Origin of the sequence: Gemmobacter megaterium, from assembly GCF_900156815.1 — a bacterium.
Taxonomy (GTDB): Bacteria; Pseudomonadota; Alphaproteobacteria; order Rhodobacterales; family Rhodobacteraceae; genus Wagnerdoeblera; species Wagnerdoeblera megaterium.
Genome location: NZ_FTOT01000001.1, coordinates 78,411 through 100,937, shown reverse-complemented (window position 1 = coordinate 100,937; position 22,527 = coordinate 78,411). Strand labels below are relative to the sequence as shown.

At 65.2% G+C, this 22,527-nt stretch carries 22 protein-coding genes; 9 read left to right on the top strand and 13 right to left on the bottom strand.

The features are described 5' to 3' along the window. Nucleotides 1–69: 69 nt before the first annotated feature. The gene (locus tag BW970_RS00460; RefSeq protein WP_076527646.1) at nt 70–1,683 is read right to left on the bottom strand and encodes a bifunctional ADP-dependent NAD(P)H-hydrate dehydratase/NAD(P)H-hydrate epimerase; all 1,614 of its coding nucleotides are present in this window, start codon (nt 1,681–1,683) and stop codon (nt 70–72) included. A 171-nt stretch (nt 1,684–1,854) separates the two neighbouring features. Here BW970_RS00460 and BW970_RS00455 point away from each other — a divergent pair, with 171 nt between their 5' ends. The 4 genes from BW970_RS00455 to BW970_RS00440 all read left to right on the top strand — a co-directional run bounded on the left by BW970_RS00455 (nt 1,855) and on the right by BW970_RS00440 (nt 5,148). After that, a complete protein-coding gene (locus BW970_RS00455; RefSeq protein WP_076527644.1) occupies nt 1,855–2,193 on the top strand; it encodes a P-II family nitrogen regulator in 339 nt (112 codons plus the stop codon). 59 nt (nt 2,194–2,252) lie between these two features. Next, nucleotides 2,253–3,662: a type I glutamate--ammonia ligase gene (gene glnA / locus BW970_RS00450; RefSeq protein WP_076527642.1), complete on the top strand. Its 1,410-nt coding sequence runs from the start codon at nt 2,253–2,255 to the stop codon at nt 3,660–3,662. Between the two features lie 202 nt (nt 3,663–3,864). Further along, complete coding sequence (locus BW970_RS00445; RefSeq protein ID WP_076527640.1) at nt 3,865–4,602, top strand: hypothetical protein; 738 nt, start codon at nt 3,865–3,867, stop codon at nt 4,600–4,602. Between the two features lie 90 nt (nt 4,603–4,692). Further along, nucleotides 4,693–5,148, top strand: a complete 456-nt coding sequence (locus BW970_RS00440; protein WP_076527638.1) for a universal stress protein — start codon at nt 4,693–4,695, stop codon at nt 5,146–5,148. A 30-nt stretch (nt 5,149–5,178) separates the two neighbouring features. On the opposite strand, the gene BW970_RS00435 is transcribed toward BW970_RS00440, so the two are convergent. The 11 genes from BW970_RS00435 to mgtE all read right to left on the bottom strand — a co-directional run bounded on the left by BW970_RS00435 (nt 5,179) and on the right by mgtE (nt 15,398). Beyond that, nucleotides 5,179–5,934, bottom strand: coding sequence for a TIGR02186 family protein (locus BW970_RS00435; RefSeq protein ID WP_076527636.1), 756 nt, complete (start codon nt 5,932–5,934; stop codon nt 5,179–5,181). After that, complete coding sequence (locus BW970_RS00430) at nt 5,931–6,848, bottom strand: sulfite exporter TauE/SafE family protein (RefSeq protein ID WP_076527633.1); 918 nt, start codon at nt 6,846–6,848, stop codon at nt 5,931–5,933. Before BW970_RS00430 ends, BW970_RS00435 begins: the two co-directional genes overlap by 4 nt. Before the next feature lie 132 nt (nt 6,849–6,980). Further along, nucleotides 6,981–7,946 (bottom strand): ABC transporter permease, encoded by a 966-nt coding sequence (locus tag BW970_RS00425; protein ID WP_076527631.1) that lies wholly within the window; start codon nt 7,944–7,946, stop codon nt 6,981–6,983. Further along, the gene (locus BW970_RS00420; protein WP_076527628.1) at nt 7,946–9,037 is read right to left on the bottom strand and encodes an ABC transporter permease; all 1,092 of its coding nucleotides are present in this window, start codon (nt 9,035–9,037) and stop codon (nt 7,946–7,948) included. The genes BW970_RS00425 and BW970_RS00420 overlap by 1 nt, the downstream gene beginning before the upstream one ends. Beyond that, nucleotides 9,034–10,608 (bottom strand): ABC transporter ATP-binding protein, encoded by a 1,575-nt coding sequence (locus BW970_RS00415; RefSeq protein ID WP_076527626.1) that lies wholly within the window; start codon nt 10,606–10,608, stop codon nt 9,034–9,036. The genes BW970_RS00420 and BW970_RS00415 overlap by 4 nt, the downstream gene beginning before the upstream one ends. A gap of 7 nt (nt 10,609–10,615) precedes the next feature. Next, nucleotides 10,616–11,605 carry a BMP family lipoprotein gene (locus BW970_RS00410; RefSeq protein ID WP_076527624.1) on the bottom strand — a complete coding sequence of 330 codons (990 nt, stop codon included), beginning with the start codon at nt 11,603–11,605 and terminating at the stop codon, nt 10,616–10,618. 148 nt (nt 11,606–11,753) lie between these two features. Continuing rightward, nucleotides 11,754–12,182, bottom strand: a complete 429-nt coding sequence (gene rimI / locus BW970_RS00405) for a ribosomal protein S18-alanine N-acetyltransferase (RefSeq protein WP_076527622.1) — start codon at nt 12,180–12,182, stop codon at nt 11,754–11,756. After that, the gene (gene tsaB / locus BW970_RS00400) at nt 12,175–12,849 is read right to left on the bottom strand and encodes a tRNA (adenosine(37)-N6)-threonylcarbamoyltransferase complex dimerization subunit type 1 TsaB (protein ID WP_076527620.1); all 675 of its coding nucleotides are present in this window, start codon (nt 12,847–12,849) and stop codon (nt 12,175–12,177) included. Before tsaB ends, rimI begins: the two co-directional genes overlap by 8 nt. A gap of 3 nt (nt 12,850–12,852) precedes the next feature. Further along, nucleotides 12,853–13,410 carry a NifU family protein gene (locus BW970_RS00395; protein WP_076527618.1) on the bottom strand — a complete coding sequence of 186 codons (558 nt, stop codon included), beginning with the start codon at nt 13,408–13,410 and terminating at the stop codon, nt 12,853–12,855. Nucleotides 13,411–13,476: 66 nt separating this feature from the next. Continuing rightward, nucleotides 13,477–14,031, bottom strand: a complete 555-nt coding sequence (locus BW970_RS00390; RefSeq protein WP_076527616.1) for a 5-formyltetrahydrofolate cyclo-ligase — start codon at nt 14,029–14,031, stop codon at nt 13,477–13,479. Then, nucleotides 14,028–15,398, bottom strand: coding sequence for a magnesium transporter (gene mgtE, locus BW970_RS00385; RefSeq protein ID WP_076527614.1), 1,371 nt, complete (start codon nt 15,396–15,398; stop codon nt 14,028–14,030). The genes BW970_RS00390 and mgtE overlap by 4 nt, the downstream gene beginning before the upstream one ends. 133 nt (nt 15,399–15,531) lie before the next feature. On the opposite strand from mgtE, the gene guaD reads away from it, so the two are divergent. Continuing rightward, nucleotides 15,532–16,827, top strand: coding sequence for a guanine deaminase (gene guaD / locus BW970_RS00380; protein WP_076529082.1), 1,296 nt, complete (start codon nt 15,532–15,534; stop codon nt 16,825–16,827). A 37-nt stretch (nt 16,828–16,864) separates the two neighbouring features. Here guaD and BW970_RS00375 read toward each other — a convergent pair whose 3' ends face one another. After that, nucleotides 16,865–18,244 carry a short-chain fatty acyl-CoA regulator family protein gene (locus tag BW970_RS00375; protein ID WP_076529079.1) on the bottom strand — a complete coding sequence of 460 codons (1,380 nt, stop codon included), beginning with the start codon at nt 18,242–18,244 and terminating at the stop codon, nt 16,865–16,867. Between the two features lie 118 nt (nt 18,245–18,362). On the opposite strand from BW970_RS00375, the gene BW970_RS00370 reads away from it, so the two are divergent. The 4 genes from BW970_RS00370 to prpB are packed head-to-tail and all read left to right on the top strand — an operon-like array spanning nt 18,363 to nt 22,356. Then, nucleotides 18,363–18,770: an acyl-CoA thioesterase gene (locus tag BW970_RS00370; protein ID WP_076527612.1), complete on the top strand. Its 408-nt coding sequence runs from the start codon at nt 18,363–18,365 to the stop codon at nt 18,768–18,770. Next, nucleotides 18,757–20,271, top strand: a complete 1,515-nt coding sequence (locus tag BW970_RS00365; RefSeq protein WP_076527610.1) for an MmgE/PrpD family protein — start codon at nt 18,757–18,759, stop codon at nt 20,269–20,271. The genes BW970_RS00370 and BW970_RS00365 overlap by 14 nt, the downstream gene beginning before the upstream one ends. Next, nucleotides 20,268–21,440, top strand: a complete 1,173-nt coding sequence (gene prpC / locus BW970_RS00360) for a bifunctional 2-methylcitrate synthase/citrate synthase (RefSeq protein ID WP_076527608.1) — start codon at nt 20,268–20,270, stop codon at nt 21,438–21,440. Before BW970_RS00365 ends, prpC begins: the two co-directional genes overlap by 4 nt. 1 nt (nt 21,441) lies before the next feature. Beyond that, nucleotides 21,442–22,356 carry a methylisocitrate lyase gene (gene prpB, locus BW970_RS00355; protein ID WP_076527605.1) on the top strand — a complete coding sequence of 305 codons (915 nt, stop codon included), beginning with the start codon at nt 21,442–21,444 and terminating at the stop codon, nt 22,354–22,356. Nucleotides 22,357–22,527: the final 171 nt, after the last annotated feature.

Sequence of the window (22,527 nt, the reverse complement as noted above, 5' to 3'; positions counted from 1 at the left end):
CCCTCTTGGCCTGACGGCCAATTCACCCCCCAGGGTATTTGGTGCAAGATGAAACTGGCTGCGGAAAGGTCAGCAGCCAAGCGCACGGAAGACCTTTGGCAGTTCCTCGGGCAGATCTTCGGCGATCAGGCCGGGGCCAAAGCTGCGGGCGCATTCGACATGCAGCCAGGCGGCAGTGCAGGCCGCGTCGAAAGGGGCAAGGCCGCGCGCCAGAAGGCCGGCGATAAACCCGGCCAGCACATCACCGGAACCGGCGGTGGCCAGCCAGGGGGCGGCGCGATCATAGGCGGCCGCATGGATCGCCGCGCGGCCATCCGGGGTGGCGATCACCGTATCCGGCCCCTTGAACAGCACCACGCAGCCCGCGCGCGCCGCAGCCTCTCGGGCGGCGTCGACCTTGCTATAGGCCGGGCTCATGATCGCCGGGGCGGCCAGCCGTTCGGCAATGTCGGGGAACAGCCGGGCGAATTCGCCACCGTGGGGCGTGAGCACGCAGCGCGCGTGCAAGGCGGCGAACAGGTCGGGATGCTGCGCCAAAAGGGTCAGGGCATCGGCATCCAGCACCGTGGTGCGGGGTTTCCGCCCCCCTTGCCCGAGAGACACCGCCAGCAGGTCGCGCTGCGCAAGATCGGTTCCCAGCCCCGGACCAAGGCAGAGCGCGGTGATCCGGGGATCCGCGAGCAACCCGGCCAAAGCCGGAGCATCATTGACCGGCCGCAGCATGATCGCGTCAAGCCGCGCGGCGTTTTCGGGGATGGCTTCCGGCAGTGCGGCCAGTGTCACCAACCCGGCACCGATCCGCAGCGCGCCTCGGGCGGCAAGGCGGCCCGCGCCGCCATGGCAGGGCGGCCCGGCGAGAACGAGGACGTGACCATGATCGAACTTGTGTTCTCCAGGTCGCCATTTACGCAAATCGCGCTTCGCTCGGACCAACGAATCCGGCCCGTACACACCGACAGATCGCGCGACTCCGCTCGGCCAGTATTCAGAGAGCGGCTCGTCAGGACAGGTCACCAGGCCGATATCCACAGTGCAAATCTTACCGCTGAAAAGCGGGCCGTCATTCAGGAAATGGCCAATTTTCGGTGCGTGAAAGCTGACCGTCAGATCGGCATATGCCGGCTCGACGCGGGGAATGAGGCCGCCGTCCAGCACCTTTCCACTGTCCATACAAATCCCGCTGGGGGCATCCACCGCCACAACACGGCCACCACGCCCGCGGACCGAACACTCCGCCGCCACTTCTGCGAGGATCGCCAGTTCGGCGGGAAGCGGTCGAGCCAACCCGGTCCCGAATACTGCATCGACAACCAGTTGATAGTCCGGTCTCGGCCGGACCTGATCGAGCGCGGTCACGCTTTCTCCCATCCCGCACCACCGTTCATAATTCACCCGCGCATCCGGCGGCAACTTTGCGGCATCGCCATAGAGGAACACCTCAACCTCCCACCCGCGCTCCCGCAACAGCCGCGCCACGACGAACCCGTCGCCGCCGTTGTTGCCCGGACCGCACAGCACCACGGCGCGCGGAGTGCCGGTGGCCAGTTCGGGCCATTCGGCCAGGATGGCGGCGACCACGCCCTGGCCGGCGCGCTCCATCAGGTCAAGCCCGGTCACGGCGCCAGAGTCGATGGCCGCCTGCTCGATGGCGCGCATTTGGGCAGATGTCAGAACTTCGGTCACTTCCGCGCCACCACGATCATATGACAGCCCACAAAACAGGCCAGATGCACAAAATACCGGCAATTTCCCGGTTTAGACCCATCACCGATGCCACCGTGAACCCTAACAGATTGTTCCTTCGCCGCGAAAGTGGTCAGTCGGCTAGGAAGAGGAAGCAAGGGAGTCGCGGCCGTGAAGAAGATCGAGGCGATCATCAAGCCCTTCAAGCTCGACGAGGTCAAAGAGGCGCTTCAGGATGTTGGCATCCAGGGGCTGTCCGTGATCGAGGTCAAGGGCTTTGGCCGCCAGAAGGGCCACACCGAGCTCTATCGCGGCGCGGAATATGTCGTCGATTTCCTGCCCAAGGTGAAGATCGAGGTGGTGCTGACCGATGACATGGTCGAAGCGGCCATCGATGCGATCATTTCCGCCGCGCGCACCGACAAGATCGGCGATGGCAAGATCTTTGTCAGCCCTGTCGAACAGGTCATCCGCATCCGTACCGGGGAAACCGGCGAGGATGCCGTCTGAGTTTCGCGGCCTGCCCATCGCAGGCCAGCGCCCGCAACCGCCAACCTGAGGAATTACACATGAGCAAGGTTCAGGACGTCCTGAAGCTGATGAAGGACGAGGAAGTCGAATATGTCGACGTCCGCTTCACCGACCCCAAGGGCAAATTGCAGCACGTGACGCTGGTGGTCGATCTGGTCGATGAAGACTGGTTCGACGAAGGCTTCATGTTCGACGGCTCGTCGATTGCTGGCTGGAAGTCGATCGACCAGTCCGACATGAAGCTGATCCCCGATCCGTCGTCGGCCTATATCGACCCGTTCTATGCGGAAAAGACGCTGTGCATCCATTGCAACGTGGTCGAGCCCGATACCGGCGAGCCCTACAGCCGTGACCCGCGCGGCACCGCGCTCAAGGCCGAGGCCTATCTGAAATCCAGCGGCATCGGCGATGTGGCCTATTTCGGTCCCGAAGCCGAATTCTTCATCTTTGACGATGTGCGCTATTCGGTCACGCCGGCCAAGGTGGCCTACCAGATCGACGCCGATGCGGCCTCGTGGAACACCGATACCGAATACGAGACCGGCAACCTGGCCCATCGTGCGGCGCACAAGGGCGGCTATTTCCCGGTCAACCCCATCGACGAAGCCCAGGATCTGCGCGGCGAGATGCTGAGCACCATGAAGCGCATGGGCATGAAGGTCGACAAGCACCACCACGAGGTGGCGACCTGTCAGCACGAGCTGGGGCTGATCTTCGGTGGTCTGACCGAACAGGCCGACAACATCCTGAAGTACAAGTACGTCATCCACAACGTCGCCCATGCCTATGGCAAGACCGTGACCTTCATGCCCAAGCCCATGAAGGGCGACAACGGCTCGGGGATGCACGTCAACATGTCGATCTGGAAGGACGGCAAGCCGCTGTTCGCTGGCGACAAATATGCTGACCTGTCGCAAGAGGCTCTGTGGTTCATCGGTGGCATCCTCAAGCACGCCAAGGCGCTGAACGCGCTGACGAACCCCGGCACCAACAGCTACAAGCGCCTGATCCCCGGTTTCGAGGCGCCGGTTCTGCGGGCCTATTCGGCGCGCAACCGCTCGGGCTGCGTGCGTATTCCGTGGACCGAATCGCCGAAAGCCAAGCGCGTCGAGGCCCGTTTCCCCGATCCGTCGGCAAACCCCTATCTGTGCTTTGCCGCGCTGCTGATGGCCGGTCTGGACGGGATCAAGAACAAGATCGACCCCGGCCCTGCCTCGGACAAGGACCTGTACGATCTGCCGCCCGAAGAACTGGCCGAAATCCCGACCGTCTGCGGTTCCTTGCGCGAGGCGCTGGAAGAACTGGCCAAGGACATGGACTTCCTGCTGGCAGGCGACGTGTTCACCCGTGACCAGCTTGAAGGCTACATGGCGCTGAAATGGGAAGAGGTCTATGCCTACGAGCATACACCCCACCCGGTCGAATACCTGATGTACTATAGCTGCTGATCGCAGAGCGATCTGGCCGGACAGGGCGCCCCGCGGGGCGCCCTTTTCGCTTGCGGGTCGGGGCTTGGGCGCGGCACTGTGCGCTTACCCCTGCGGCATATCCGGCAGGGGCGCCTCCCTGGGCGGGATGAGGTGGGGACATGCCCAGCCGTCAGGACACAGGCGCCCTGCCCCCGGCCGCGCCATCATCGACGGAGGCCCGATGCTCACCTATCCCGACGGCTGGGATGCCGCGATTGCCCGCTACGAAGCCCGCCGCGCACCGCTGGACTTTGGCCCTGACGAGGCATTTCCACCGCTGGACGTGGCGTTGCAGCCCCTGTTGACGCGGGTCATCGCGCCGCCTGCCCCGTTGCCTGCCCGCCCGACGATGTATGCCCGCAAGCGCCATGCACTGGCCGAGGAACTGCACGGCAAGCCGGAAATCGCCCTGTTGCATGGCCTGCTGATTGCCTCCTTGCGTAAACGCGATTGGCCGCCCCAGGCCCCGGCCTTGTTCCGCCGGCTCTGGGCCGAACAGGGGGCTGCGCTGATCGGCTGCCTGTCCACGCGCTGGCTGATCTCGGCTGCCATCACCTTTGCCGACCATGGCGCGACAGAGGGCGAACGGCGGCTGGGGCAATCGCTGAAGGTGCTGTTCAGCCTGCTGAAGCTGACCGAATTCGAACGGCTGTATTCCGGGCTGGATCCCGCGACCCCGTTCCGGCTGGGACACAAGGCCAAGGCGCCGCTGCCGATGGAGATCGAACCCTTTGCCCTGCGCGATGGTGGGCTGGACATCAACCTGCTGGCCCCGCTGGTGGTCGAGGCGCGCGACGAGCCTGTGCTTGGACCGCTGGCCATGGCGCTGCTGGACCGGCTGAATGCCGATCCGGGCACCATCTTTCGGCGGTTGCGGCTGATGCGTGACAAGCTGATCGCGCGCAGGGCCGGGCGATAGCGTCAATATCCCGGTCAGTCTGACCGGGACAGGTGGCTGGACAGCCCGCGCCGGGCGCGGCATCATCCGCCCGCAGCCGGGAGAGAGACGATGCGCAAGTTCATGGTCGTGCTGGACGACAGCCGCGAATGCCTTAATGCGATGCGCTATGCCACGCTGCGCGCGGCACATACCGGCGCGGGGGTGGTCATCCTGTCGGTGATTCCGCCCGAGGAATTCCAGCACTGGATCGGGGTGGCTGATCTGATGCGTGCCGAAGCGCGCGAACGGATCGAGGCGCATTTCGAGGTCTTTGCCAAATGGATGCGCACCAAGCACAATGTGCATCCCGAACTGGTGATCCGCGAAGGCGAAGCTGCGGCCGAAGTGCTGGCACAACTGAAGGAGGATCCGACCATCGGCATCCTTGTTCTGGGCGCCGGCAGCGACAAATCCGGGCCGGGGCCTTTGGTGACGCATCTGTCGCGGCACTCGGCCAGCCTGCCCTGCCCCATCACCATCGTGCCGGGCGAGATCTCCAAGGAGCGGCTGGAATCCATCACCTGAACCGGCGCACGGTTCCCTGCACGCAGCGGCCTAGCGCCGGATCCACTGGAACGCCGCCGATGCCAACCAGCCCGCCAGAATGGCAATGGCCAACGACAGGATGCCATAGATCAGCGGCTGATCCAGCGCCAGCCGGTGCAGGAAACGCTCTATCCCCTCCTTCTGGACATAGATCGCGGTTTCCTCCAGCGCGATGACCCTGCCTTCGCGCAGCAGAAAGATGCGGGCGCGGAACCGGCCTTCGGTCAGGTTCGCAGGCAACCGCACATCGGTGCGGATCAGCGTCTGGTGGTCCAGCCGCACCGATCCGGCATCGACCTGATAATCACCACTCTCGCGGCGCAGGCGGACCAGCGCCTCGGCAAACTGATCGCTGTCGGGCATCCGTTCGGCCACGTCCAGGCCGCGCAACACCTGCCCCACCCCGATCCGATAGGCCTGATTGTAGCTGTCATCGACAATCTCCGGCAAAGGGCCGGTGGTGGCGATGGCGTAAAAGGCCGGGGCGCTGCCGATCTCGACCGCTTCGGTATTCACCCAGATCCCGAACCGGCGCGCCTTGCGCCAGACGACCACCGGCTCGACCGGCCCCTCGATGGTCACGATGACATCAAGCCGTCCCTCGGGCGGGGGGGCATCGCGCGAGACGGCGGCAAAGACCACAATCTCCGATCCGTCATAATTCGCGGTGATCGCAACGCGATTCTGGCTCAGCCCCGCGACGACCTGCTCGGCCCGTACCGGCCATGCCACAAGCACCAGCAGCGCGAGCACCAGGCGGATCATGGCAGACGCCCCGGCATGACCGAGTAGAGTTCGGCAGGTTGCAGCACAAGATCGAAGCCGATCTTGACCGACACCGACAGCACCAGCAGCGCGAGCAACAGGCGCAGCCGTTCGGCCTTCAGCCTCAGGCCGATCTGGGTTCCGATCTGGGCCCCGATCACGCCCCCCAGGATCAGCACCACCGCCAGCATGATATCGACCGAATAGGCGGTGACGGCGTGCATCAGGGTGGTAAAGCCGGTGACAAAGATGATCTGGAACAACGAGGTTCCGATCACCACCTTGGTCGGCATCCCAAGCAGATAGATCATGGCCGGCACCATGATGAACCCGCCGCCCACCCCCATGATGGCCGCCAGAAACCCGACCGCAGCCCCCACCACCAGCGGCGGTATCGCGCTGATATACAGGCCCGAGGCGCGGAACTTCATCTTCAGCGGCAAGCGGTGCACCAGAAAATGCTGATGCGCCCGGCGCGGCGGGCCAGGCCGGGCCGAACGGCGCAAGGCACGGATGGATTCCTGCGCCATCATCAACCCGATCAGGCCAAGGAAAACCACATAGCTCAGTTGCACCAGCAGTTCGACCTGCCCCATGCCGCGCAGGATCGAGAACACCCAGATCCCCAGCCCCGAGCCGACCATCCCGCCCGCCAGCAGCACCAGCCCCATGCGGAAATCCACCGTGCGCCGTTTCACATGCGCCAGCACACCCGACACGGACGAGGCGACAACCTGGTTCGCGCCGGTTGCCACGGCAACACCGGGGGGAATGCCGATGAACATCAGAAGCGGCGTGATCAGAAAGCCGCCCCCCACGCCGAACATACCCGACAGAATGCCCACCAGCCCGCCAAGCCCCAGAAGTGTGAAGGCATTCACCGAAACTTCGGCGATCGGCAGGTAAAGCTGCATTCGTAACCCTGCGAAATTGGAACCCGTTGGCGCGCAAGGAAACAGTGGCATCGGGACCGCTGGATGTCAAAGGGCGCGGGGGCGTTGCCCGCCCCCGGACGACAGATTGACATCAAGGTGATGCGCGGCGGCTCACCTCTCCTTGACGTAGGGCTCCCCTCCTGCGCGGGGCGGGATCGCCTTGCCGACAAAGCCGGCCAGAATGATCACCGTCAGCACATAGGGCAAGGCCTGCATCACCTGGACCGGAAGCACCACGCCGCCAAGATCTATGTTCTGGTAGCGGTTCGACAGCGCCTCCAGCAGGCCGAACAGCAAGGTTGCCCCCAATGCCTGCCACGGGCGCCATTTGGCAAAGATCAGCGCCGCCAGCGCGATGAACCCGCGTCCTGCCGTCATGTCGCGCACAAAGCCGGCGGACAGTCCGGTGGCCAGATAGGCCCCCGCAATGCCGCACAACAGGCCGCAGATCATCACGGCGGCAAAGCGCAGGCCAACGACAGACACGCCCGCCGTATCCACCGCCGCCGGGTTTTCGCCGACCGCCCGGAGCCGCAGGCCAAAGCGGGTGCGATAGAGCAGCCACCAGGAAAGCGGCACACAGGCCAGCGCGACATAGACAAGGATCGTGTGTCCGGAAATCAGCTCGGCATAGATCGGGCCCAGGATCGGCACCCCGGACAGCAGTTCGACCCCCGGCAGGGTGATCGGCGCGAATCTTCCACCGCTCAGCAGGGCGGGCGTGCGCCCCCCCAACTCGAACCAATGCTGTCCGATCAGCACCGTCAGGCCCGCCGCAAGAAAGTTGATTGCCACGCCCGAAATCAGCTGGTTGCCGCGGAAGGTGATCGAGGCGACGCCATGGATCGCCGCCATGCCAAGGCTGGCCAGGATGCCCGCCATCAGCCCCAGCCATGGGTTGAGCGTGACCGCCGCGATGGCCCCCGACAGAAAGGCGGCCGCCAGCATCTTGCCTTCGAGCCCGATGTCGAACACCCCCGCACGTTCGGAGAACAACCCCGCCAGACAGGCCAACAACAACGGAGTGGCAAGGCGCAACGTGGAATCGAGCAGTTGCAGGACCGTCAGGAAATCCATCACTTGCCCCCCTTCGCCGCCGCGAACATCCGCTGCACCGGCCAGCGCACCATATTGTCAAGCGCCCCGGTGAACAGGATCACAAGCGCCTGGATCACCACGATCAGATCGCGCGGGATCGAGGTTTCAAGGCTCAGCTCGCCGCCGCCCTGATACAGGAACCCGAACAGCAGGGCCGCCAGCGCCACCCCGAACGGGTGGCTGCGCCCCATCAGCGCCACGGCAATCCCGATGAACCCGGCCCCTTCGGCAGCGCCGTTGATCAGGCGGTTCGCCTCGCCCATGGTCGAATTCACCGCCATCAACCCGGCCAGCGCGCCCGAAATCAGCATGGCATACATCGTCACCCGGACCGGGCTGATCCCGGCATAGACGGCGGCCTTTTCCTTTTTTCCCAGCGCGCGGATCTGATAGCCCAATCGCGTGTGCCAGATGATGAACCACACCAGCACACAGGCCGCAATCGCCAGAAACAGCGTCACATTGGCCGGGGCGCTTTTGGAAAACGGAATCCCGACGCTCTCCATCATATGGCCCAGGCGCGGCAGGCGGGTCTCGGTCGGAAAGCGGGGCGAGGCGGGATCCTGCGAGCCTTGCGGGCGCAGGACGTGAACCAGGATATAGACCAGCAGCGACGAGGCGATGAAGTTGAACATGATCGTGGTGATCACTTCATGGCTGCCCCGTGTCGCGCGCAACCAGGCCGGAATGGCCGCCCAGGCCGCGCCGAACAGCGCCGCCCCGACAGTTGCCCCGATCAGCGCCAGCGACCAGTGCGGCCAGGGAATGAACAGGCAGACCAGCGCCACGCCAAGCCCCCCCAGCAACGCCTGCCCCTCGCCCCCGATGTTGAAGAACCCGGCATGGAACGCGATCGCCACCGCAAGCCCGGTAAAGACGAAGTTGGTCGCATAATACAGCGTATGCCCCCAACCATAGGTCGAGCCGAGCGCGCCCTTGACCATCACCGTCATGGCGCGGACCGGATCTTCGCCGATGGCCAGGATCACCAGCCCGGACACCAGAAACGCAATGATCAACGAAACCAGCGGCACGATGACCGCATCGGCCCAAGGTGGCATCCGGGTCATGGCGTGCCCCCCATTCCGGCCATCATCAGGCCCAGCTCGCGTTCGTTGGTGTCTGCCGCCACCCGTTCCCCCATGATCCGTCCGTCAAACATGACGATCACGCGGTCGGACAGCCCCAGAATCTCGTCCAGTTCAACCGAGACCAGCAACACGGCCTTGCCCGCGTCGCGCAAGGCGACGATCTGCTGGTGAATGAATTCGATGGCCCCGATATCGACTCCGCGCGTGGGCTGGCCGACCAGCAGCAGGTCGGGATTGCGCTCGATCTCGCGCGCGACGACGATCTTTTGCTGATTGCCGCCCGAAAAGGACTTGGCCGGCAGCCAGCAATTCGCCGGGCGCACATCGAACCGGGCGATCTTGGCCTCGGTATCCCGCCGCAGCGCGTCGTTGTCCATCATCAGGGCGTTCTTCTGGTATTCCGGGGCATGATGATAGCCGAAGGCCACATTCTCCCAGGCGGTAAAGTCCAGAATGAGCCCTTCTTCGTGCCGGTCTTCGGGCACATGGGCCACCCCGGCGGCGCGGCGGGCCTGACCATTGCAGGCCGACCCCGACAGCGGCAGATCCGCCCCGTTCAGGCGCAGCGTGCCGGTGGCCCGCTGGGTGCCCCCCAGCACCTGGAGCAATTCCGTCTGGCCATTTCCGGCAACCCCGGCAATGCCCAGAATTTCCCCCGCCCGTACCTGAAGCGAAACGTTCTTGAGCCGCTGCACCCCCGAGGCATCGGTGACGCACAGGTTCTCGACCTCCAGCACCGGCTTGCCGGGTGTCGCGGGCACCTTGTCCACCCGCAGCAACACCTTGCGGCCGACCATCAGTTCGGCCAGATGTTCGGGACTTGTGGTAGCGGTATCGACGGTGGCCACCATGGTGCCACGACGCATCACGCTGACCTCGTCGGTGATCTCCATGATCTCGCGCAGCTTGTGGGTGATCAGGATCACCGTCTTGCCCTGATCGCGCAGGCCGCGCAGGATGCGGAACAGATGGTCCGCCTCGGCCGGGGTCAGAACGCCTGTCGGCTCGTCCAGGATCAGGATATCCGCCTGTCGGTACAACGCCTTGAGGATTTCCACGCGCTGCTGATGGCCGACCGACAATTCTTCGACCACGGCATCGGGATCGACGTCCAGTTCATAATCCGCCGCAAGCTGCTTCAACGCCCCGCGGGCCTTGGACAGCGACGGACGCAACAGGCGCCCCTCTTCGACGCCCAGGATGATGTTTTCCAGCACGGTGAAATTCGGGACCAGCTTGAAATGCTGGAAGACCATTCCGATCCCCGCGCGGATCGCCGCCTGACTGTCGGGAATGGCGGTCGGCTGGCCGCCGATCAGGATTTCCCCGGCATCGGCCTTGTAGAACCCGTACAGGATCGACATCAGGGTCGACTTGCCTGCGCCGTTCTCGCCGATGATGCCATGAATCGTTCCGCGCCGCACGCGGATCGAGATGTCCTTGTTGGCCTGAACCGGACCGAACGCCTTGGAAACGCCACGCAATTCGATCGCATAGGGCGAAACCGGGGCGGCAGTTGCCTGCCGCCCCGTATGAATGCCAGTGACCATCGCCGGATCAGAACGCCGGGCAGGTGCTGTCGGTGCGATAATCGTGCACCGCGATCTTGCCGGCCACGATATCGGCCTTGGCCGCTTCGGCCTTGGCCTGCATCTCCTCGGTGATCAGATCCTTGTTGTGCTCGTCCAGCGCATAGCCGACGCCCCCGGCGGCCAGGTCCATCTTGACGACGCCGACCTCCAGGCCGGGGCCATCCTTGAACGCCTGATAGACGGCATTGTCGACCAGCTTGAGCATCGAGGTCAGCACTTTGCCCGGATGCAGGTGGTTCTGGTTCGAATCAACCCCGATCGACAGCACGCCGGCATCGCTGGCGGCCTGCAACACGCCCAGCCCGGTTCCGCCCGCGGCCGCAAAGATCACGTCCGAGCCCTGGCTCATCTGTGCCTTGGCGATTTCGCCGCCCTTGACCGGATCGTTCCATGCGGCAGGCGTATCGCCGGTATAGTTGACGATCACCTTGATATCGGGGTTCACAGCCTTGGCGCCTTGGGCATAGCCGCAGGCAAAGGCCGAAATCAGCGGAATGTCCATGCCGCCGACAAAGCTGACCGTGCCGGTTTTCGACGCCATGGCGCCCAGCATCCCGACCAGATAGCTGCCCTCATGTTCCGCGAAAATGACCGAGCGCACATTCGGCAGATCGACCACCGCGTCGATCAGCACAAAGGAGGTATCCGGATAGTCGGGCGCAACTTCCTTGAGCGTTTCTTCGTTCTGGAACCCCATCACGACAATCGGATTGGCGCCCGATTCTGCCATGCGACGGGCGAATTGCACCCGTTGCGCCGCAGATTGCATTTCCAGTTCCTTGTAGGTGCCGCCGGTTTCCTTGGCCCAGGCCTGAGCGCCGTTATAGGCCGCTTCATTGAAGGATTTGTCGAATTTGCCGCCAAGATCGAAGATCAGCGCAGGTTCAGCAGCAGCAACGCCTGCCGACAGCGCCAGCATGGCGGTGGCGCCAAGGAATTTTTTCATCAGGGTCATTCGGAGTCTCCCGGTTATGCCGCGGGCATAGCGGCCCGGTCGGCTGTCCGATCTCTTGCGGATCTGCCCTCATCAAGCCGCAGGCGCTGGCGGCGGTCAACAGGAATCTCGCCCGGCCGGGACGCGCCGGACGCAACAAGGCGCCGGGCTAAGCCATTGGTTGCGCGAATGTGCGCTCCATCACCATGGCATCCACCGGCCCTTGCGTCCCGTCGCGGTAATAGTTCCGGCGCCGTCCGCAGGGCCGCCATCCGGCCCGCGTGTACAGCGCAATCGCCGCGGCATTGTCGGCGGCCACTTCCAGAAAGGCACAGGTGGCGCCGCTGGCCTTGACCCGCGCCTCGAAGGCATCCAGCAGCGCGGCACCCACCCCGTTCCGGCGGGCGTCCGGGGCCACGGCCAGGGTCAGCAACTCGGCCTCGTCCAGCACGACACGCCCCAGAACAAAGCCATCGTCCGCCTCGCACAGGAAACTGCCCGGCATGTCCAGCAGGCCCGCGATCTCTGCCGCGGACCAGGGGCGCGGATTGGTGAAGCTGGCGGCGTGGATCTCCGCCAGGCGCACCGGATCAGGCATCGAGGATCACCGGGGGCGGATCCGATGGCGGCGCGGCATCGGGCGGGCGCACATAAAGCGGCGCAGGCCGGAGACCATCCAGCGGCTGGCCGAACCGCCAGGCCGCCCGCCTGCCCAGCAAAGGCGCGACATCGGCCGTATCGGCCACCTGCGCGCGGGCATGGACCGCTGCCGCGATCTCTGCCGCGCGATGCCCGCGCACTGTCAGGCCCGCAGGCACCTCCAGATCCTGCGGCACGGCGGCAGGGTCGATCAGCCGGGGCGCCGCATCTGGCCGCCCCTCGCGGAACGCCTGCACATAGACCAGATCGCGCGGGGCGGGCAGCGACAGCAGCATCGGCCCGCGATCCTCGGGGGCCAGCAGCAGTTCGAACCCCGAAATTCCGATCACCGGAACATCCAGCGCCAGCCCCAGTCCGCGCGCTGCGGCAACCGCGATCCGCACCCCGGTGAAATTCCCCGGCCCGATCCCGACCGCAAGCCCAGCCAGATCGCGCCATTCCGCCCCCGCCTCGGCCAGCACCTCTTGCAGCAGCGGCACAAGACGTTCGGCCTGCCCGCGCTGCATCGGCTCCAGCCGGGCAATCGCCACGTGGCCCTCTACGACGAAAGCGGCCGCGCAATGCGCGGCCGATGTATCAAAGGCCAGGTATGGTCCCTGCGCCATGGATCAGGCAGCGACCGGGCGGACCTCGGTCACTTCCGGGATGTAATGGCGCAGCAGGTTCTCGATTCCCATCTTCAGCGTCAGGGTCGAGGACGGACAGCCCGCGCAGGCGCCTTTCATGTGCAGATAGACGACGCCGCGGTCAAAGCCGTGAAAGGTGATATCGCCACCATCCTGTGCCACGGCCGGACGCACGCGGGTGTCCAGCAGTTCCTTGATCTGGCGCACAATCTCGCCATCCTCGCCGGTATGGGTGGCATGGGCCGCCTCTGCCTCGCCCTCGATGGCGGGGGCGCCGGATTGGAAATGCTCCATGATGGCACCCAGAATGGCGGGCTTCACATGGTCCCAGGCGGTCTCGGCCTCTTTCGTCACGGTGACGAAATCATTGCCCAGAAACACGCCGCTGACACCGCCGACGGCAAAGATGCGGCGCGCAAGCGGTGATTTTTCCGCCGTCTCGACCGACGGGAAATCCGCAGTTCCCACCGCCATCACATCCTGACCGGGCAGGAATTTCAGCGTGGCGGGGTTCGGTGTGGTTTCGGTCTGGATGAACATGGCACAATCTCCGGGGTTGCTGCGGATATGCGCCCCGCCCCCCCGTCTGTCAAGAACGGCAGGGGATCACGGGAACGCAATCCGCCCCGCCTCTGTCACGATCAGGTCCAGCGGCTGGTCCGTCGGCTCGGTCGGGACATCGGGCACTTCCTGCGCCGCGAAGGCAAAGCCGATGGCCGCCACCGGCCCATGAGCCCGCAACGCCTGCAACGTCCGGTCATAGAACCCGCCGCCATATCCCAGACGCCCGCCGCGCCGGTCAAAGGCGACCAGCGGCACGATCAGCACCTCGGGGACCAGCCAGTCCCCGGACTCGGGGATCAGCGCGCCAAAATTGCCGGGCACCATGCGCGCCTCGGGTGTCCAGCGGCGAAAGCGCAGCGGCGCCGCGCGTTCCACCACAACCGGCACGCAGACCGGCCCGGCCCAGTCCGCCATCGCGGGCAGCGGGTCGATTTCCGACCGCATGGGCATGTAGCCCGCCAGCACCTTGCCATGCCAGGGCGCCAGCGCGGCGCGCAGATGATCGGACGCAGCGCCCTGCCCTGCGGCATGGGCGACCGCACGCGCCGCCAGTGCGACATCGCGCACCACAGCCTTGGCAGCGGCCCCAGCGTTCACAACAGCACCATCGTCGCCAGTCCGAGGAAGGCAAAAAAGCCCACCACATCGGTCAGCGTCATCACGAACGTGCCCGAGGCAAGGGCCGGGTCAAGCTTGAGCCGATGCAGAACCAGCGGGATCAGCACGCCCGACAACGCCGCCACCACAAGGTTGACGACGATTGCGGCCCCAATGACGGCCCCCAGCCAGACGTCACGGCCATAGAACGCCCAGGCGACCAGACCCATGACCACGGCAAAGCCGACACCGTTCAACAGGCCCACCACCAGTTCACGCCACACCACACGCTTGGCATTCGATGCGGTCAGATCCCGCGTCGCAAGCGCCCGCACCGCCACCGTCAGGGATTGGGTTCCCGCGTTACCGCCCATCGAGGCGACAATCGGCATCAGGGCCGCCAGGGCGACGATCACGGCAATGGTATTCTCGAACATCCCGATCACGAGCGCAGAGATATTCGCCGTCACCAGGTTGACCGCAAGCCAGGGAAACCGCTGCCGCACCGTATCCCAGACGCCATCGGACAGCGAACTTTCCTCGCCGACACCGGCCATGCGCAGCATGTCTTCCTCGTGCTCCTCGTCCAGCACCGACATGGCATCGTCAATCGTGATCACACCGACCAGCCGCCCCGCCTGATCCGTCACCGGCAACGAGATCAGGTGATACTGCGTAAAGATATAGGCCACATCGGCCTCTGCCTCGGTCGCGGCAATGACGCGGAAACTCTCCTCGGCCAGGTCTGACAGCCGCACGTCGCGCCGGGCCGAAAGGATGCGGCCTAGCGTGACATAGCCAATGGGCTTCATGCGCGGATCGACCAGGATCACATGGTAGAACTGATCCGGCAGCCATTCTTCGGAACGCAGGAAGTCGATTGTCTCGCCCACGGTCCAGTGCAGCGGGGCGGACACCACCTCGCGCTGCATCAGGCGCCCGGCGGAATATTCCGGGTAGGACAGCGATTGTTCGACCGCCGCGCGATCCTCGCGGTCCAGCGCGCCCAGAATGCGGGCCTGGGCCGGTTCTTCCAGATCTTCGAGAATATCGACCACGTCGTCGGAATCGAGTTCGCGCACCGCATCGGCCAGCACATCGGGCGCTAGGCTTTCGATCACCTCCTCGCGGATCGATTCGTCGATTTCCGACAGGATGTCGCCGTCGATCTCGCGGCCCCACAGGCGCAGCAGCGCGGCGCGTTCGCCTGCGCGGATCTGTTCCAGGATATCGGCCACATCGGCGGCGTGCAGTGGTTCCAGCAAATCCACCAGACGGGCGGAATCCCCCGCCTCGACCGCCTCGCGGACGGCATCGACCACTTCTTGCGGGGGGGCGGGGCGCGGGCTTTCGGGATCATCCGTCATGTCGCGCCTCCTTGTGGCCGGAATTGCGAAGACCTTAGCCGAAGCAGTTTCGGGAAAACAGAGGCAATGGGGAAATTTACCCACGCGCAAAATAGGGTTACGCTCTTGTGTCGCAAACATGGAGCGTGATCCCGTGGCCGAACTTCTGACCGGACAGGTACTGAGCTTTGCCGGCGATCCCTTTGCAGACGGGATCGGCGCCGCGCGGATCGAGCCCGAGGGCGCCGTGCTGATCGAGGGCGGGGTGATCCGCGCCATCGGCCCTGCGGCGCGGTTGCGCGCCGACCATCCGCAGGTGCCCGTCACCAGCCACGGGCGCAACCTGATTTCGGCGGGGTTCATCGACGCGCATGTGCATTATCCGCAGACCGCCATCATCGCCAGTTGGGGCAAGCGGCTGATCGACTGGCTGAACCTGTACACCTTCCCCGAGGAAATGCGCTTTGCCGATCCCGCCTATGCCACAGAGATTGCCAGCCGCTATTTCGATCTGACGCTGGCCAACGGCACCACGACCGTATGCAGCTATTGCACCATCCACCCGGCCAGCGTGGATGCGTTCTTTGACCAGGCGCAGGCGCGCGGGCTGCGCGCCCTGGCCGGCAAGACCTGCATGGACCGCGACACCGCCCCCGAAGCGCTGCGCGATACGGCCCGGTCGGCGCATGACGACTCGGCCCGCCTGATCGCAAAGTGGCATGAACTGGACCGCCTGTCCTATGTGATCACGCCGCGCTTTTCCCCTACATCGACGCCAGAGCAGCTAGAGGCGCTGGGGGCGCTGTGGGCCGCCAACCCGTCGTGCCTGATGCAGACGCATCTGTCGGAACAGACGGACGAGATTGCCTGGGTCCGCAGCCTGTATCCGACGGCACGGGATTATCTGGACACATATGAACGCTTTGGCCTTGTCGGCCCCGGCGCCGTGTTCGGGCACGCGATCTGGCTGGAAGACCGCGAACGCGCCAAGCTGCTGGATATGGATTGCAGCCTGATCCACTGCCCCACCTCGAACACCTTCATCGGCTCGGGGCTGTTCGACATGGGCGGGCTGAAGGCGGCGGGGCACCGCATCGGTCTTGCGACCGATACGGGGGGCGGCTCGTCGTTCTCCATGCTGCGCACGATGGCCGCCGCCTATGAGGTGGGCCAGTTGAAAGGCCGTGCCCTGCATCCGGCCGAATTGTGGTGGCTGGCGACCCAAGGGTCGGCACAATCGCTGCGGATGGACGACCGCATCGGCAATATCGCCCCCGGAATGGAGGCCGATCTGGTGGTGATCGACCTGGCCTCGACCCCGGCCATCGAACAGGCGACCCGCCGGGCCGAGGATCTGTGGCAGGCGCTGTTCCCCACGATCATGCTGGGCGATGACCGGGCGATTGCCGCCACCTATGTCGCCGGACGGCAAATGCCCCGCGCGCAATAGCGCCAGACACCCTGCGCGCGCCCAAGCGGCCCGCGGATCAGCCTGCCCCGGAATAGGGCGCGAACTGCGCTTCGCCGGGATGGGCGGCCAGCGGGCGGCCCACCATCGGAAAGGCACGTTGCGGACAGGCCGGGCGTTCGCAAACCTTGCAGCCGGGGCCGATGCGGGTTGCCGTCTCGGGGTTTCTCAGCTCCAGCCCCCGCGCATAGACCAGCCGTTCGGCATGGGTCAGATCACAGCCCAGCGCCACGGCAAAGGTCTTGACCGGCGCACCAAAGCCGCCCTGCCCGGTCTGCACCTGCCGCGCGATCCAAAGATAGCTGCGGCCATCGGGCATCTGCGCCACCTGTCGCAGCACCTCGCCGGGGCGGGCGAATGCCTCGTAGATGTTCCACAACGGGCAAGAGCCGCCGATCCGGCTGAAGTGAAAGTCCGTCGCCGACTGGCGTTTCGAGATATTGCCCGCCCGGTCCACCCGGATGAAAAAGAACGGCACGCCGCGCGCCTCGGGCCGTTGCAGGGTGGACAGCCGGTGGCAGGTCGTCTCGAATCCCACCCCGAACCGCCGGGCCAGCAGGTCGATGTCATAGTGCGTGGCTTCAGCGGCGGCCAGAAAGGCGCGATACGGCAGGATCAGCGCGCCGGCGAAGTAATTCGCCAATCCGATCCGCAAAAGCGTGCAGGCATCAACCGACAACGTCGGATCCTGTGACAACCGGGCGATGGTCTCGCCCTGTTCCAGAAACGCCAGTTGCGTGGCGATCTGAAACGCCATCTGCCCCGGCGACAGATGCGCGGCCAGATGCAGGATACGCTCGGCCGGGTCGTAGCGGCGCAGCGCGGCCCCGCCCTGCGCGATGCGGATGCCATGCCGCCCCGCCAGCCGGTCGGTAAGTCCCGCAGTCATGCGCCCCGGCGGCAAGGCGTCGCCGATCGCCTCGGCCGCAAGGTCAAGTTCGGCCACATGGTTGCGGCGCTCGTAGAACCAGTCGCGCACCGCCTCGAACGCGGCGGGGGAATGGCCGGGGGGCGCCGTGATATGCCCTGCAAGCTGATCGGCCCGCTCTGCCGTTTCCCGCAGCCGGCGCTGCATGGCAATGATGCTGCGCGCCACCTCGGGCATGTTGGTCGCCAGTTCGCGCACCTCGGCCACAGAGATCCCCGCCCCTTGATCGGCCAGCGCCGCCCGAAGGTCGATGATCAGCCGCGCCTCGTCGGCATCGGAAAACATCTGCACATCCAGTCCGAAGGCAGCGTTCAGTTTCAGCAGGACCGGCACGGTCAGCGGCCGGGCATTCTGTTCAATCTGGTTCAGATAGCTCGGGCTGATCTCCAGCGCGCGGGCCAGCGCCGCCTGTGTCATGCCGCGATCCTCGCGCAAGCGGCGCAGGCGGACGCCCATATAGGTCTTGCTCATCTTTGCAACCTTCGCAATTCGCAGCGATACCGTTCGCAATTTCATTCATTTTCAGTAGTTTATATTCATTCCTGCGTTGTGAAAAGATCAAGGTGCCAATCCTGCAAAGGCACTTGCCATGTCAGCCAACTGCGCAACCCGGATGATCGAGATGATCTTTCCCGATCAGACCAACCACTATGGCACGCTGTTCGGCGGCCATGCCCTGGCCCTGATGGCCAAGGCCGCTTTCGTTGCGGCCAGCCGCCATGCCGGCACCTCTGTGGTGATGGCGCGGTCCGAACGGGTCGATTTCGCCTCGCCGGTCCGGCTGGGCGAAACGATGGAACTTGTCGCCCGCGTCACCCGCACCGGGCGCAGTTCCATGACGGTTCAGGTCGAGGCGATGGCGCAGACGACCGGCGGCGCCCCCGCACGGACCGCCCTGTCGGGACGGTTCGAAATGGTCTCCGTCGATGCCGCAGGGCGACCGCAGGCCATTGCACAACAGACACGAGACGAAGGGACATCCGATGATCACGCATGACGTGCGGACCTACAAATCCGCCGAACATCTGCCGCGCGAGGACCAGCTTGCATGGAAAATCGCCGAAGTCGCCGCCGATCCGGTGGCGGTTCTGCCGGAGGTGACGGCGATGATCATCAACCGGATCATCGACAATGCCGCCGTCGCCGCCGCCTCGGTTGCGCGGCGTCCCGTGGCGTCGGCCAGGGCACAGGCGCTGTGCCACCCGATGACGCCCGGCGCCACGGTGTTCGGCCTTGCCAATGATCGCGTTTCGCCGGAATGGGCGGCCTGGGCCAACGGCACTGCGGTGCGCGAGCTTGACTTTCACGACACGTTCCTCGCTGCCGACTATTCGCATCCCGGCGACAATATTCCGCCTGTCCTTGCCGTGGCGCAGCATACGGGCGCATCGGGGGCAGATCTGATCCGGGGTCTGGCAACCGGCTATGAAATCCAGGTCAACCTGGTGCGCGGCATCTGCCTGCACGAACACAAGATCGACCATATCGCCCACCTTGGCCCGTCGGCCGCCGCAGGGATCGGCACGCTTCTGGGTTTGCCCACCGACGTGATCTATCAGGCCGTGCAACAGGCGCTGCATGTCACCACCACCACCCGCCAGAGCCGCAAGGGCGAGATTTCGTCGTGGAAGGCGTTTGCCCCGGCCTTTGCCGGCAAGATGGCCATCGAGGCGGTGGACCGCGCAATGCGCGGCGAAGGCGCACCTTCCCCGGCATGGGAGGGCGAGGACGGCTTTGTCGCCTATCTGCTGTCCGGTCCGAACGCCCGCTATCAGGTGCCGCTGCCCGGCAAGGGCGAGGCCAAGCGCGCAATCCTTGACACCTATACCAAGGAGCATTCGGCAGAATACCAAAGTCAGGCGCTGATCGACCTTGCCCGCCGGATGGGGCCGCACATCGGGGATCTGTCCCGGATCGACCGCATCGAGATCCACACAAGTCACCACACCCATTACGTGATCGGCACCGGCGCCAACGACCCGCAAAAGATGGACCCCAAGGCCAGCCGCGAAACGCTGGACCATTCGATCATGTATATCTTCGCGGTCGCATTGGAGGACGGCGGCTGGCATCACGAACGCAGCTACGCCCCCGAGCGCGCCGGGCGCCCCGAGACCGTGGCGCTGTGGCACAAGATCAGCACGGTCGAGGACCAGGACTGGACGCGCCGCTACCACGCCCGCGACCCCAGGGAAAAGGCGTTCGGCGGCCGGGTGGTGGTCACGCTGAAAGATGGCCGGGTGATCGAGGACAGCCTCGCGCTGGCCGATGCACATCCCGATGGTGCCCGCCCCTTCACGCGCGAAAACTACATCCGCAAATTCCTCACCCTCTCGGATGGCATCGTTGCAACCGCCGAACAGCAGCGGTTTCTCGATGCAGCGGAGGCGCTGGCCGATCTGAAGCGGGGGGATCTTGCGGCCCTGAACTTCGCGGTCGGTGCAGACCGGATGGGCGCGCCTCGCCCGCAAGGCATTTTCGACCGGGTGCGCGCATGAGCGGCTCCATCGTCAGACCCAAGAAATCCGTCGCCTTGTCGGGCGTGGTGGCGGGCAACACCGCCCTGTGCAGCGTGGGCCAGTCGGGCAATGATCTGCATTATCGCGGTTTTGACATCCTGGACATCGCAGAAGCCTGCGAATTCGAGGAAGTGGCGCATCTGCTGATCCACGGCGCCCTGCCCACCACGGCGGAACTGCGCGCCTACAAGGCCAGGCTGACGGCCCTGCGCGGCCTGCCCCGTGCAGTGCGCGAGACGCTGGAGGCGATCCCTGCGGCCGCGCATCCGATGGATGTGCTGCGCTCGGGGGTCAGCGCCATGGGCTGCGTGTTGCCCGAGGCGGCTGATCACAACCTGCCCGGCGCGCGCGATATCGTGGACCGGCTGATCGCCTCTCAGGGGTCGATGCTGCTGTACTGGCATCACTTCGCGCAAAATGGTCGGCGGATCGAGGTCGAGACCGGGGACGATACCATCGCGGGCCATTTCCTGCATCTGCTGCACGGGGTCGCGCCCGGCGCCGCCGAGGTGCGGGCGATGCAGACGACGCTGAACCTCTATGCCGAGCATGAGTTCAATGCCTCGACCTTCACCGCGCGCACCATCGCGGGCACCGGATCGGACGTCTATTCCGCCATCGCCGGGGCCATTGGCGCGCTGCGCGGGCCGAAACACGGCGGCGCCAACGAAGTCGCCTTCGAAATTCAAAAGCGCTATGCGACCCCGGACGAGGCCGAAGCCGACATCCGCGCCCGGATGGCGCGCAAGGAGGTGGTGATCGGCTTTGGCCATCCGGTCTATACCATCGCCGACCCTCGCAACATCGTCATCAAGCGGGTGGCGCGGCATCTCTCGCAGGCCGCCGGATCGACCCGCATGTTCGATATTGCCGAGCGGATCGAGACGGTGATGATGGACGAGAAACGGATGTTCCCCAACCTCGACTGGTATTCGGCGGTGTCCTACCATCTGCTGGGCGTGCCGACGGCGATGTTCACGCCGATCTTCGTGATCTCGCGCACGTCCGGCTGGGGCGCGCATGTGGTCGAACAGCGGCAGGACAACAAGATCATCCGCCCTTCGGCCAACTACATCGGCCCGGACAACCGGGCCTTTGCCCCGATCGAACGGCGCGGCCTGCTGGCCCCGCCCCAGCCGGAGGCGTGACATGCCCTATCTGATCGCCGACCATCTGCCGACTGCATCGGCCGGGGCGCGTATGCGCGCGGCCCTCTCGCGTCCCGGCATCCTGCGCCTGCCGGGCGCCCACAACGGACAGGCGGCCTTGCAGGCCAGGGCGGCCGGGTTCGACGCGCTGTATCTGTCGGGCGCCGCGATGACCGCCAGCATGGGCCTGCCCGATCTGGGTATCATCACTGTGGACGAGGTCGCGTTCTTCATCCGCCAGATCGTCCGGGCCAGCGGCCTGCCCCTGCTGGTCGATGGCGATACCGGCTATGGCGAGGCGTTGAACGTCATGCATATGGTGCGGGTGTTTGAAGAGGCGGGCGCGGGCGCGGTGCATCTGGAAGACCAGCTCTTGCCCAAGAAATGCGGCCATCTGAACGACAAGAAACTGGCCAGCCCGCACGACATGGCGGCCAAGGTTGCCGCCGCCGCCCGCGCCCGGCGCGATCTGGTGATCATCGCCCGCACCGATGCGGCAGCCTCGGAAGGGATCGAGGGGGCCGTTGCCCGCGCGAAGCTCTATGTCGAGGCTGGGGCCGATGCGATCTTCCCCGAGGCGCTGACATCGGTGGAGATGTTCAAAGCGGTGCGTGCGGCGCTGCCGGACGTCAAACTGCTGGCCAATATGACCGAGTTCGGCCGCACGCCCGCCCTGACCGCGCAAGAGTTCCAGGATCTGGGCTATGACATGGTGATCTGGCCCGTCTCCTCGCTGCGCGTCGCCAACAAGGCGCAGGCGAACCTATACGCCGCATTGGCCCGCGATGGCGCGACCACCGCCATGATCCCCGAGATGCAGACCAGGGCAGAGTTGTATGACGTGATCGGCCTCAATGCCTTCGAGGCGCTGGATGCAAGCATCGCGCAATCGGTGGTGCCCGACTGGCAGGGCTGACACCCATTGCGGCGCCCCGCAGGCACGGGGCGCCGCACATGACCGGGCAAAGCTCGGGTATTACCTTAAGAAACACATGTAATGGTCTGAATAATAGTATGGAAACTCACATTTCTAGACACACAGAACCGGATCGGCGCATCCTGCCGCAACGCCTGGCTGCGCCGGTCC